Origin of the sequence: Pseudomonas sp. MWU12-3103b (assembly GCF_023100615.1) — a bacterium.
Taxonomy (GTDB): domain Bacteria; phylum Pseudomonadota; class Gammaproteobacteria; order Pseudomonadales; family Pseudomonadaceae; genus Aquipseudomonas; species Aquipseudomonas putida_A.
Genome location: NZ_JALMEY010000030.1, coordinates 1 through 12,688, shown reverse-complemented (window position 1 = coordinate 12,688; position 12,688 = coordinate 1). Strand labels below are relative to the sequence as shown.

Sequence of the window (12,688 nt, the reverse complement as noted above, 5' to 3'; positions counted from 1 at the left end):
CTGCTCGCGAAATCGGTGTATCAGTCAATGCAGATGTTGGCTGGAATGGCCCCTTCGCGAGCAAGCCCGCTCCCACAGCTTTTATTGGAGTGAACTGACTTTTTACTCCCAGCTGAAATCCAGTGTGGGAGCGAGCTTGCTCGCGAAAACGGTGCATCAGCCAATGCAGATGTTGGCTGGAATGGCCTCTTCGCGAGCAAGCTCGCTCCCACAGTTGTTATTGGAGCGAGCTGACTTTTTACTCCCGACTGAAATCCAATGTGGGAGCGGGCTTGCTCGCGAAGGGGCCAGTCCAGTCACCCGGGAGGTTGACTGCAAAACAGGCGCAAAACCTCAGTCGAATTCCTTTTCCAGCCAGGCATCCTCGGCAATGTCCAGGGCCTGTGCACTAAAGCGTTGCTCCGTAAACGGATCGGCGTGCAGGTGAAAGCCGTTGCGCTCCCAGAAACCGGGTTGTTCTTCGTCGACAAACTCCAGACCGCGCAGCCATTTGGCGCTTTTCCAGAAGTAGCGCCCGGCGACCACCAGCCGCAGTGGCCAGCCGTGCTGGGCGGTCAAGGGTTGGCCGGCGTAATGGGTGGCGAGCAGGCTGTCCGGGTGCAGCAGGTCGTCCAGCAACAGGTTGGTCTGGTAATCGTGATCGGCGTGGGCCATGACAAAACGTGAAGCGGGCTGGATATCGAGCTCGCTCAGCAAATCCTGCAGATGCACCCCGCTCCACTGCGTGTCGAACTTCGACCAGCGTGTGACGCAATGAATGTCACATTGCAACTGGCGTTGCGGCAAACCCTGCAGGTCGGCAAAACTCAACTCGACGCCACGCCCGACCTTGCCGAACAGGCGCAGTGACCAGGTTGCCAACTCATACTCCGGCACCGTGCCTTCGTGGAGAATCGGGAACCGCTCGGTCAACACCTGCCCCGGCGGCAAGCGTTGACCGAGCGCCGGGTCAGCCTTAGGTGCGCGGCTGTTGCGCAAGCGCGTGGCTTTGTTGTGCATATTCACTCCCAAGCGCGTCAGGATGCCTGCCGCGCATACAGCGCCTCACCTGGTGATAACGGCTGCATTCAGTTCGCCACAGGAATCCACTCGGCCCGCGCCACGTTGGCGGTATCACCGAACGCCGGGAGTTTCTGCGCCAGGTCGCGGACGTTTTTCACGTCCAGATCGAGCAACTGCTGACGGGTGATCAGGGTCGGTGGCACCAACACCTGATGTCCCGGATTTTCGCCGGCAATCAACATCGCCAGACTGCGCACGCTGATCGCCCCCGCCACTTGCGGATTGACCGCGGCGGTCGCCGCCCAGGCGCTGTCAGGTTCTTTCATGATCTGAATGTCGGCGGTGGAGATGTCGGCGCTGTAGATCTTCACCTTGCGCCCCAGCCCGGCCTCGTCGACGGCGATCTTCGCGCCTTTGGCGAACTCGTCGAACGGCGCGAAGATCACGCTGATATCCGGATTGGCCCGCAGCACCGCGCTGGCCTGATCCGCCACCGAGTTGGCAATCGGCGGGTTGAGCGTGCCGAAACGCGCCTTCTCGATGATGCCCGGATTGGCCTTTTTCACCTGACTCCAGATCTCGTCGCGGCGCTCCATCGGCGTGAAGCCGCTGATGTACACGTAACCGGCATCGAACCGCGTGCCGTTGTCCTTCACCGCCTGATCCAGCGCCAGTCGCGCCAGTGCATGGTGATCCTGCTCAACCTGGGTCACTTGCGGACTGTTCAGGTCAACGTCGAACGCCACCACCTTGATGCCTTTGGCGATCGCCCGGTCAATCGGTCCCTTGAGGGTTTCCGCCAGGCCCAGTTGCACGATGATCCCGTCGACGCCGAGGTCGATCGCCTGATCGATCATCTCGCCCTGACTCGCCGCCTGCTGCCGCGCATCGAACACCCGCAGATTGGCCCCCAGCGCCTCGGTCTGTTTCTCCACGCCGCGCAGGTACGCCTCGGGAAAGTCCCCGGAAAACAGATAGCCGACCAGCGCGATCTGCACCTGACCTTTATCGAACGGCGCCGGAGCACCTGGCAATGCCTTGGCCTGAGCACTCAAAGCCAATGCCGAGAGCACCGCGCCGGCGAGGCAATGGCGTGCGAACTGCTTGATTGAACCGTGCATACATCTTCCTTGCAGCGACAAATGAACCGGCTCAGCGCGCCCGATGCGCGAGGCCGAAGGTGAACATCAGGGCCAGCACCAGCACCAGTCCCTTGACGAAATCCTGCGCGTAGTACGGCGCGTTGAGCATGGTCAGACCGTTGAGCAACGAGGCAACGAGTAGTGCGCCGACCAATGTGCCGAACGCATTGGGCTTCTTCGCTCCGAGCACGGCAAAACCGATTAGCGCCGCGCCGAGGGCGTCGAGCACCAGACCGTTGCCGGAGCTGACATCACCCCGACCCAGGCGCGCCGCCAACAGCAACCCGCCGAGCGAGGCGAGCAACGCCGAGAGCACGTACGCGAGCAACTTGAAGCGCTGCACTGGCGCGCCTGCCAATCGCGCTGCCTGCTCGTTGCCGCCAATCGCATAAAACAACCGGCCGATGCGCGTGCGCTCGAGAAACAGCCACACCCCCAGCGCCACCAACGCAGTGATCAATACCGGCACCGGCACCACGTCCCACAAGCGTCCGCGGCCGAGGGCAAGAAACGCCGCACTGAAGGTGCCTTCGGTTTCCACGCCACTGGGCAAGGTCATGCCCACCGCAATCGAGCGTCCGCCCGTGGGAATCAGTTGCACGCCAATTACCAGAAACATGCTGCCCAGCGTCGCGAGAATGTCCGGCACCCGCAGCTTGACGATCAGCCAGCCATTGAGCAGCCCGACCAGTGCGCCACCGGCCAGACTGATCAGCACCGCCGGCACCGCGCCCCAGCCGAGCACCACCATCACGTAACTGGCGATCATCAGGCTCATCGCCGCCACCGCACCGATCGACAGATCAAGCCCGCCGACCGCCATGGTCAGGGTCACGCCAAGAGCCAGCAGCGCGACGATCGACACCGACTGCAAGATGCTGAACAGATTGCCGACGCGCAAAAACGCCGGCTCCGCGACACTGAAAAACACCACGATCAGCGCCAGCAGCCACAACAGGCCGTAGCGGATCAGCGCGTGCAGCAGGCGCTCGGCGGGTGCCGTAGCGGCAGACAACAATGAACTCGAATCAGGCACTCGCTCTGCTCCTTGGCGTGGCGTGAAAGGGATTTTCGCTAGCGTCGCTGCCGGCCAGCGCGGCGACCAGGGTCGCGCGCTCAAGACCGGCACGCGGGTATTCGGCGACCACCGCGTGATCGCGCACCAACAGAATGCGGTCGGCGATTTCCAAGGCTTCATCGACATCGGCGCAAATCACCAGGGTTGCCCGGCCGCCGGCACTGTCGCGCAACAATTGGCCGATCTCGCGACGGGCGCGCACGTCGACGCCCTGAAACGGCTCATCGAGAATCAACACCCGCCCGTCCCCGAGCAGCCAGCGACCCAGCACGACCTTCTGTTGATTGCCGCCGGACAGCGCGCTCATCGGCACCTCGATGCCGGCGGTCTTGATCCCCAGCGCCGCGACTTGCGCCTCGACCGCTGCGGCTTCGGCGCGGTTGCGAATGAAACCGGCACGGGTGAAGCGCTCCAGAAACGGCAAGGTCAGTGTGCGGCGCAGGGAAAAGTCGGGCACCAGCGACTGACTGGCGCGATCCTCCGCCGCGAGAAACACACCGCTGCGAATCGCCGCCCTCGGCGAACCCGGCAGCCAGTCCATGCCGTCCAGTTGCAGGCTGCCAGCCACGGCTTTGCGCAAGCCGAACAGCACTTCGGCAATCTCGCTTTTGCCGGCGCCGAGCAGCCCGGTCAACACCACTACTTCGCCTTGGTGCAGGTTGAAATCGAAACGCCTGGAGTGCGGCAAAATCTGCAAACCTCGCGCACCCAATACTTTTTGCCCCACGCTGCCGGGCGTGTAGACATGCCCGTCCAGCGCCTGCCCGAGCATCGCCTGCACCGCCTCGGGCAACTGCCGCGCGCTGAATTCTCCGGCCAGTCGCCCATCGCGCAGGACAATGGCGCGATCCGCCACCCGTTGCAGATCGGACAAGCGATGGGAGATGTAAACAATCGCCACGCCACGGCTGCGCAGGGTGTCGATCAGCCCGAACAGCCGTTGCGCCTCGGCATCCGACAAGGCTGCGGTCGGCTCATCGAGAATCAGCAGACGCGGCTGCAAGGCAAAGGCCCGCGCCAGCACCACCAACTGCCGTTCGGCCAGGCCCAGGTGTTCAATCGGCTGCTCCAGCGGCAACACCAGACCCAGCCCGGCGGCGATACTCGCGGCGCGCTCGAGCAGACGTTTGCGATTGAGCCAGAAGTCCGCGTCGGGCTTGCACAACTCATCGAGCAGCAGGTTTTCCGCCACGCTCAAACCGGGCGCAATGCCCTCGTTGATCTGCTGATGCACCGCGACAATCCCGACCCGACGGGCTGACAGCGGCGAACTGAATTGCCGGGGCTGACCGTCGATGTAAATCTCGCCGCCATCGGCGCCCTGACTGCCGGCGAGAATCTTCACCAGCGTCGATTTGCCGGCACCGTTGGCACCGAGCAACGCCACCACTTCAGCGGGATGAATCTGCAGGCTGACGCGATCCAGTGCGCGGTTCGAGCCGAAGGTCTTGCTCAGTTCACGCACCTGAATCAGCGGCGCGCGGGCCACGACCACACTCATAAAATTCCTTAACGTCGATGGGCCAGCGAACGCACCAGCCGGTCGCCCAGGCTCTGCACGCCCTGCACCAGAATGACCAGCACCACCACGGTGGCGACCATCACTTCATTGTTGAAACGCTGATAGCCGTAACGGATCGCCAGATCACCGAGGCCGCCACCGCCAATCACCCCGGCCATGGAAGAAAAACCGATCAGCATCACCAGCGTCAGAGTGGTCCCCGCCAGTAACGCGGGCAGCGCTTCGGGCAACAGCACTTTGCAAATCACATGACGGATATCGCCACCCATGGCGAGGATCGCTTCGATTCGGCCCTTGTCGACTTCATCCAGCGCGTTCTCGACGATCCGCGCAAAAAACGGAAACGCGCCGATGGTGATCGGCACTACCGCAGCGGTGCTGCCGAGGGTGGTGCCGACCACCAGTCGGGTCAGCGGAATCAGTGCAATCAACATCACCACAAACGGCAGCGAGCGCCCCAGATTGACCAGCGAACCCAGCGCAGCATTGAGGCGTGGCAGCGGCCACAGGCCATCGCGGCGACTGACAAACAGCAACACCCCGAGCGGCAAACCGATCAGTAGCGTGAACAGCCCGGCAAGCAAGACCATGTACAGGGTTTCGCCGGTGGCGTTGAACACCAGTTGCAGGATTTCATCCCAGTTGATCGTGCGGTTCATGATTGGGCCGCCCGCACGCCGTATTGCTTGAGGAAGCTGAGCCCGGGGATGTCGTGGCCCAGCGGCAGGCCGCAGGTCGGACGCAACGAAGTGCCGAGACTCGATTGCGCATCGGCGAGCAATCGCGGCACCGGGCCGGACTCGACCAGACGCCCGTCCGCCATCAACGCCGCGTGATCGCAGATCGACTTGACCACCTCCAGCTCATGGGTGATCAGCACGATGGTCACGCCCAGTTGCCGATTGATATCGCGCAGCAGGTCAAGAATCGACGCGGTGGTTTCCGGGTCCAGCGCGCTGGTGGCTTCGTCCGACAGCAGATACGCCGGCTCGGCGGCCAGGGCGCGGGCAATCCCCACCCGCTGTTTTTGCCCACCGGACAACTGCGAGGGAAAGGCTTGCGCCTTGTCAGTCAAACCGACCAGTTCCAGCAGTTCGCGCACCCGCACATGGCGCCACGGTTTGCCGACGTTGGCGATTTCCAGCGGCACGGCGATGTTGTCGAAAACGGTGCGCGAGTGCAGCAGATTGAAGCCCTGGAATATCATGCCGATGCGCTGACGCTGGCGGCGCAGGTCGCTGGGCGACAGGGTCAGCAAGTCCACGCCGTCGATGAGAATTTGCCCGCTGTCCGGGCGTTCGAGCAGATTGAGACAACGCAACAGGGTCGACTTACCTGCGCCGCTGCGCCCGAGGATGCCGTAGATCGCGCCGTCGGGAATACTCAGCGACACCTGATCCAGTGCCGGCGCGGCGGCTGACGGGTAGGTCTTGCTGACCTGCTCGACGACGATCATGGCTTGCCATCCTCCACCGGAATCACCGAGCCCTTGAAGTTATCGGTGATGTATTTCGCCACTTGCGGCGAGGTCAGGTCTTTGGCCAGTTGCGCAATGCGCGGATCGTTTTGCAGTGTCGGCGTGGTCACCAGAATGTTGGCGTACGGATTGTGCTCGGCCTTCTCCAGCCCCAGCGCATCCTGGGCTGGCACCAGTCCGGCTTCCAGTGCGTAGTTGCCGTTGATCACCGCAAGGTCGACATCGTCCAGGGCCCGAGGGATTTGCGGCGATTCGATTTCGAGGATCTTCAGCTGTTTCGGGTTCTCGGCGATGTCCTTGGGTGTGGCCTGATCGGCTGCCGGATCCTTGAAGCCGGGCTTGAGTTTGATCAGGCCGTTGTCCTGCAACAGGTACAGCGCACGGCTCAGGTTGGTGACGTTGTTGGGCACGGCGACGGTGCCTTTTTCCGGCACCTCGGCGAAGCTTTTGTGCCGGCGCGAATAGATGCCCAGCGGCTCGATATGCACCGTGGCGGCCACCGCGAGTTTCTGCCCCAGTGCTTGCTCCTGGGATTTCAGATACGGCAGATGCTGGAAGTAATTGGCATCGACATCGCCATGCACCAGCAGCTCGTTGGAGTTCACGCCGTTAGGAATCTCGATGACCTTGAGGTTGAGTTGCGGATCGATTGTCTGGATGTACGCGAGAATCTGCGCGTGGGGCACCGGGTCGGCCGCCACCCGCAACGGCTCAAGTGCCTGAGCGCCGAACGAAGTCACCAGCGCGCCGAGCACGGCCAGGGTCAAACCTGCTTTTTTCAACATGTGCGGAGTCCTTGAGCGAGTGATGAATCAGGCGTTGGCGGTTTTACGAGCCGGTGCGGCGGGCATCAGCGCGTCGGCATAGAAGCGCCGGGCGACGTCGGGGTGCGAACGCAACCGACCCTTGAGGTAGTTCCAGCCGACATCGCGAAACAACGGATTGAGCGGATCACTCGCCGGGCCACGCGCTTCGCGCAGCAGCGCGGTGGGCAACGGATACAGCGGCACCACGGCATCGAGTTGCGCGCCGAGGAAAAAGGCGATGGACAAGCGTTCGCTGCCTGCGGGCGGCGACACCACCCGATGCACCGTGGCGCGCAGATAGCCGTTGGTGGCCAGCTCCAGCAGTTCACCGATGTTCACCACCAGCGTGTTGTCGCGGGGCAGCGCATCGATCCAGCGCCCCTCCTCGACTTCCACTTGCAGACCTGCCTGCTGGTCTTGCAGGAGAAAGCTCAGGAAACCCGAATCCTTGTGCGCGCCGACGCCCTGCTGGCTCGCGCTGGCGGCCTGGCCTGGATAGCGCATCAACTTGATGTGTTCGTTGGGCTTGTCGCCGTACAACTGATCGAACGCGTCCGCCCGCAGCGACAGCGCCTGGGCAAAGGCACGCAGCAGACGCAACGCCATGCGCGTCATCGCCTGTTGCCATTCGAGCAGCAGCGGTTTTAGTTCTGGCAGCGCCGCCGGCCATTGGTTGGGCCCCTGCAAGCGCGCCCACAACGGGCTTTCCGCGTCCAACGGCAACGCTTCGCGCTCGGCGCCGAGATCGAACTGCTCACGCCAGTCGGGTTGACCACGGGTGATCTCGGAAGCGGCACGGTTGTAACCGCGAAAATGCGGCGAATTGATCATGCCGACGGCGTTTTTTTCGTGCTCGGACAAGGCAAAGAACTGCCGGGCGTGATCCTGCACCTGCTTGAGCAGGTGGCTGTCGATGCCATGGCCGGTGAGATAGAAAAAGCCGACGTCACGCGCGGCGTGACGCAGGTTTTCAAGAAATTCATAACGCTGTTGCGCGGTGCCTTCGAACAACGAAAGGTCCAGCGTCGGCAGCGTGGTGATATCGAGGGTATGCGGCATGATTCACTCCCGTGTGAATCAAACCTGAAGAGCCTTTGATCGATTCAGCGTGTGCCGTCATGGCAATCGGGGGTCTATCGGTTTGATGCGTTTGATTCGTCGTGAGACAAAACTAAACGATCTTAAAAACCACGAACAAATACCCTTTTTGCATTAGCTTAGGCCTGACGCTCAAGTTCGCTGTCATCACGCGACAGCTCTCCCGCTTCAACTGATCAACGTGCCGGGTCATAAAACGGTTCGACTGCCACCCGGCTGCCGACAAAGAAACTGTCAGCCACCAGCCGCAGTGGCTGCAGATCCATGTCGCTGGCCCGATCGCCAATCAGTTGCTGAAAGTGTCGATACACCGCGGTGTACTCGCCCTCTTCCGACACCACTTGGCGCACGCCGTCGATGCTCAGCAGCGCCCCGCCGTTATCCAGCCGCAGCACTCCTTCGGCGCAGCGAATCTCGATGCTCCAGAGTTCGTCGTGACCGTGGTCGAAATCGAATTCCGCCTGCACGTCGAGCCCGTGCGCATCGGACATCTTGATCGACGCGGCAATCGGCGACTGGCAGTTTTCCGGTACGCGCAGTTCGGCGGCTTCGACAAACAATGGCTGCGCCAGCAAACGGGTGACAATCGACAAGGCATTGATGCCCGGATCGAAAACGCCCAGACCACCGGGTTGCCAGATCCACGTCTGCCCGGGATGCCACTTGCGCACGTCTTCTTTCCAGTCGATCTGCACGCTTTGCAGCGTGCGGCTGGCGAGCCAGTCGCGGGCGGCTTCAATGCCGGGGGCGTAGCGCGAATGCCAGGCGAACAACGCACTGACACCCTGCTGCTGCGCTTGACTGACCAGGGCCAGCGCCTCACCCAGCGTGGCGCACGGCGGTTTTTCCACCAACACATGTTTGCCGGCGGCCAGCGCCTGCTGCACCAGTGCGAACCGACCTTGCGGCGGCGTACAAAACGCGATCGCATCCACCTCGGGGCCGTTCTCCAGCAACTCGCTCAACGAGTGAAAGTTCTCCACCCCGGCACAGGGTTTATCTTGCGTGGCGACCGCCACCAGACGAAATCCGGGATTGGCGTTGATCGCCGGAACATGTTGATCCTGGGCAATCTTGCCGTAGCCCACCAGACCGAGACGGATCGGTTGCATCAGTGACTCCTGTTTTTGTCTTGTTGTCGTCAGCGAGTGCGCAGATTAGCCGTAAACGTCAGGGAATACCCGGTGGCGGTGATCAAAAAACTGCTGGTGTGCGCGTTCGGTCAGCGCAACGGGTAGCAACGCTGATGCAGCGGCGCAAACGAATAAGCCGCTTTCTGTAAGTACCTTCCCAGGTAGCCGAGCATTAGCTGGCATGCCCCCGGAAACGACGCCGTGCTATGCTCCGAGAGAGAAAACGAGGGGTTCCAAATGACCAGATCAGCCACAGAGAGCGTCGCGACTGAAGTTCGCCTGCTCGCCAAAGCCCACAAGGTTACCGCCGACCGTGACAACCTCAGTTGCATGGCGGTGACGATCACGCGCCTGGCCGGTGATGTCGTGGAACTGGACGGTGTTGAGCAGTTGCTCGTCAACCTCAAAAGAAAAGGCGTTCTGAGCAAGACAGAAATCATGGCCCTGCAAGGCAGGTACCTGCAGGAAAAAAGGCGTTGCAAAAAGCAACTGAGCGCATGAATTTCGACCCCTTCGGCGATTTTGAGACTGAAGGCTATCTTCAAAACTCGCTCAAACTCAAAGATCCCACTGAAGTCAAAGAATCCGAGCACCTCTCGTTTGAAGCCAGTATCGACGATGCTCTCGCCTATCTCATCAAGAAAAAGCCCATTGAGTGAGCATCAGTTGCAAAGCCCTCCCTGCGAATCCTCATCACGTTTGAGTTGGGCCGCACGCCTGCAGGCTGACAACGGAAAAAAAGCCTGCTTTTCAGGGCTAATGCTGCTCACTTAAGAAATTTTGCGTTCAATTGAAACCCGTGGCGAGGGAGCTTGCTCCCGCTGGACTGCGTAGCAGTCCCTCTTTTGGGGCCGCTTCGCGACCCAGCGGGAGCAAGCTCCCTCGCTACAGTCACAGTGTCGGGCTTAAGTGAACAGCATTAACTTTTCAGGGCAGGCTTTCACGTTCACAACGCTGCAATCACTTCTGCTGAGCGGTCAACGCCGAGTAACTGTTCATCAGGTTCCGGTAGTTCGGAATCCGCTGCGACAACAGATTGCCCAGCCCTTCGATGTCGTTGCGCCAGTCGCGGTGTAGCTCACAGGCGACCGAGAACCAGTTCATCATTTGTGCGCCGGCCTGGGTCATGCGGCTCCACGCGGCTTGCTGGACGGTGGTGTTGAAGGTGCCGGAGGCGTCGGTGACGACGAATACGTCAAAGCCTTCGGCCAGTGCCGACAGGGTCGGGAATGCGACGCAGACGTCGGTCACGACACCGGCGATGATGATCTGTTTGCGGCCGGTGGCCTTGATCGCCTTGACGAAGTCTTCGTTGTCCCAGGCGTTGATCTGGCCTGGGCGGGCGATGTACGGCGCACCGGGAAACATTTCTTTCAGTTCCGGAACCAGCGGGCCGTTGGGGCCTTGTTCGAAACTGGTGGTGAGAATGGTCGGCAGGTTGAAGAATTTTGCCAGGTCGGCCAAGGCCAGGACGTTGTTCTTGAACTCGTTCGGCGAGAAGTCCTGAACCAGAGAAATCAGACCGGTCTGGTGGTCGACCAGCAGGACTACGGCGTCGTCTTTGTTCAGGCGGTTGTAGGTTGCAGTGCTCATGTTTGAATCCCTTTTCTTGGTTGAGGTAGTGGGCGTTGCGTTGAACATGGGCACAGATTACTGACACGACCGGAACCGATAAATCGGTTGAAAAGCGTTTCACTGTCAACTCATAACGGACAATCCTGGCGACACAACACAGGCTTGCCAGCCTCCGACTCAGTTTGGCTCGAGCATTGGTTTGGCGATCATCAAACTGCACGGCGCCCGGTTCAGTACACTCTCCATCGTTGCGTCAATGAAGTTCAGGCCTTGCGGGTAGGCGGTGCCCCATAACCCTGTGGGAGCGGGCTTGCTCGCGAAGGGGTCATTCCAGGCAACATCTCAAATGACTGACGCACCGTTTTCGCGAGCAAGCCCGCTCCCACGCTGGATCTCGACAGGCCGCCATTCCTGAGTTCACCGCATAACCCTGTGGGAGCGGGCTTGCCCGCGAAGGGGTCATTCCAGGCAACATCTCAAATGACTGACACACCGCTTTCGCGAGCAAGCCCGCTCCCACACTGGATCTCGGCAGGCCGCCATTCCTGGGTTCACCGCATAACCCTGTGGATGAAGTTATGAGCTAATAACACCTTCATTAAACCGTCTTTCAAACGTTGTACTAGGATAGGATCCACATCCTGACATTTGCGCCGACCAGGGAACATGCTCGACGCAGGTCAGGAATGGGACTGTTTCACCTGCAACTCATGGATGATGTTTATGAATTCACACCTGTTTCCCCACATCGGTAAAGTCATTGCGAGCACCGGCAGCCGGCACTTTCCGCGGATGCTGCATGATCTGATCCAGACACAACTGGCGGTGGACGCCACACACATTCGCCAGATGCGCGTCGAGCCGGTGGGCCGCCCCGCCCATCGCAACCCGCCGGAAACCGGCCAAGACTCGCCCCAGCAGGCTGAAACGGTATTCTGCGAACAGATTGCCGCACGCTCGAGCGAGCCGATAGACACGCCAGACGCGGCCAGCGCCGACGCCTCGCAGCTACACCTGACCCGGCGCAAGGACGGCTACCGCTACGTGATTTCGGTGTATCGCAACGACCAGTCGCAACGATTCTCGGCTCAGGAGCAGAGTTTGTTGCAGGACATTTCTCCGGTGCTGTTGCCGATGGTGGAAAAACACATTCACGCCCTGCAACCCCAGCAGACCAACACAGAAGACCCGTCGCCCAGCGCTGATGGCGCGCAACAGGGCCTGGAAAACCTGCGGCTGCGCTTCAACGAGCGTTTGCAGCAACTGGGCCTGAGGCTGTCCAATCGCGAAACCGAAGTGTGCATCGGCCTGCTCGCCGGGCGTACCGCGCCGGAGCTGGCCGAACAGTTGCAACTGAAGGTCAACACAGTGGAAAGCTACCTCAAACGCGCCGCGATCAAACTGGGGATCAGCGGCCGGCATTCGTTGATGCGCTGGATGTACTCGCCTGAACATACCGCCACCCTGCCCGGCTCACCCCACGCCGCTTGATGGTGCCCGATCTGCAGGAACTGCCGCTGCGAGCAAGCCCGCACCCACATCGAAATGCGCTGAGCCGATGGTTACAGCAACACCCGGTTAAAACTGTGGGAGCGGGCTTGCTCGCGAAGAGGCCGTGTCAGGCACTTAAGGTGTTGGCTGGCACACCGCATTCGCGAGCAAGCCCGCTCCCACATTGGTATGCGCTGAGCCAATGGTTACGGCAACACCCGGCTAAAACTGTGGGAGCGGGCTTGCTCGCGAAGAGGCCGATACGGCTGGCAACCCTCTCATTCAAGCCCTGCAGGCACTGCCCGCGACGGGCACAGAAGGCGCCAAGGGATGCCGGGAAGCGTCTTTTTATCCGTCGGGCCGC

The 12,688-nt window shown here is 61.1% G+C and carries 12 protein-coding genes and 1 pseudogene; 3 read left to right on the top strand and 10 right to left on the bottom strand.

Annotation, left to right across the window (positions count from 1 at the left end; genetic code table 11):
- Positions 1-333 precede the first annotated feature (333 nt).
- The 9 genes from M0808_RS28200 to M0808_RS28160 form a co-directional block, all read right to left on the bottom strand.
- Positions 334-999: a molybdopterin-dependent oxidoreductase gene (locus M0808_RS28200; RefSeq protein WP_247843168.1), complete on the bottom strand. Its 666-nt coding sequence runs from the start codon at positions 997-999 to the stop codon at positions 334-336.
- Positions 1,000-1,067: 68 nt separating this feature from the next.
- Positions 1,068-2,123, bottom strand: a complete 1,056-nt coding sequence (locus M0808_RS28195) for a substrate-binding domain-containing protein (protein WP_007966380.1) — start codon at positions 2,121-2,123, stop codon at positions 1,068-1,070.
- 31 nt (positions 2,124-2,154) lie between these two features.
- Positions 2,155-3,180, bottom strand: a complete 1,026-nt coding sequence (locus tag M0808_RS28190) for an ABC transporter permease (protein WP_247843167.1) — start codon at positions 3,178-3,180, stop codon at positions 2,155-2,157.
- The gene (locus M0808_RS28185; protein WP_247843166.1) at positions 3,173-4,723 is read right to left on the bottom strand and encodes a sugar ABC transporter ATP-binding protein; all 1,551 of its coding nucleotides are present in this window, start codon (positions 4,721-4,723) and stop codon (positions 3,173-3,175) included. Before M0808_RS28185 ends, M0808_RS28190 begins: the two co-directional genes overlap by 8 nt.
- Before the next feature lie 8 nt (positions 4,724-4,731).
- Positions 4,732-5,403 carry a methionine ABC transporter permease gene (locus M0808_RS28180; RefSeq protein ID WP_247843165.1) on the bottom strand — a complete coding sequence of 224 codons (672 nt, stop codon included), beginning with the start codon at positions 5,401-5,403 and terminating at the stop codon, positions 4,732-4,734.
- Positions 5,400-6,200: a methionine ABC transporter ATP-binding protein gene (locus M0808_RS28175; protein WP_247843164.1), complete on the bottom strand. Its 801-nt coding sequence runs from the start codon at positions 6,198-6,200 to the stop codon at positions 5,400-5,402. Before M0808_RS28175 ends, M0808_RS28180 begins: the two co-directional genes overlap by 4 nt.
- Positions 6,197-7,006 carry a MetQ/NlpA family ABC transporter substrate-binding protein gene (locus tag M0808_RS28170; RefSeq protein WP_202370693.1) on the bottom strand — a complete coding sequence of 270 codons (810 nt, stop codon included), beginning with the start codon at positions 7,004-7,006 and terminating at the stop codon, positions 6,197-6,199. Before M0808_RS28170 ends, M0808_RS28175 begins: the two co-directional genes overlap by 4 nt.
- A gap of 27 nt (positions 7,007-7,033) precedes the next feature.
- A complete protein-coding gene (locus M0808_RS28165) occupies positions 7,034-8,086 on the bottom strand; it encodes an isopenicillin N synthase family oxygenase (RefSeq protein ID WP_247843163.1) in 1,053 nt (350 codons plus the stop codon).
- Positions 8,087-8,301: 215 nt separating this feature from the next.
- The gene (locus M0808_RS28160) at positions 8,302-9,237 is read right to left on the bottom strand and encodes a Gfo/Idh/MocA family oxidoreductase (RefSeq protein WP_247843162.1); all 936 of its coding nucleotides are present in this window, start codon (positions 9,235-9,237) and stop codon (positions 8,302-8,304) included.
- Positions 9,238-9,495: 258 nt separating this feature from the next.
- Between M0808_RS28160 and M0808_RS28155 the strand changes: the two genes are divergently transcribed.
- Entirely contained in the window at positions 9,496-9,759 is a 264-nt protein-coding gene (locus M0808_RS28155; protein WP_003224234.1) for a hypothetical protein, read from the top strand.
- Positions 9,756-9,914: pseudogene (locus M0808_RS28150) on the top strand (cell filamentation protein Fic); the annotation flags it as partial. The gene M0808_RS28155 and the pseudogene M0808_RS28150, both read left to right, overlap by 4 nt.
- A gap of 304 nt (positions 9,915-10,218) precedes the next feature.
- Here M0808_RS28150 and ycaC read toward each other — a convergent pair.
- Complete coding sequence (gene ycaC / locus M0808_RS28145) at positions 10,219-10,851, bottom strand: isochorismate family cysteine hydrolase YcaC (RefSeq protein WP_247843161.1); 633 nt, start codon at positions 10,849-10,851, stop codon at positions 10,219-10,221.
- 705 nt (positions 10,852-11,556) lie between these two features.
- Here ycaC and M0808_RS28140 point away from each other — a divergent pair.
- Positions 11,557-12,324 carry a helix-turn-helix transcriptional regulator gene (locus tag M0808_RS28140; RefSeq protein WP_247843160.1) on the top strand — a complete coding sequence of 256 codons (768 nt, stop codon included), beginning with the start codon at positions 11,557-11,559 and terminating at the stop codon, positions 12,322-12,324.
- Positions 12,325-12,688: the final 364 nt, after the last annotated feature.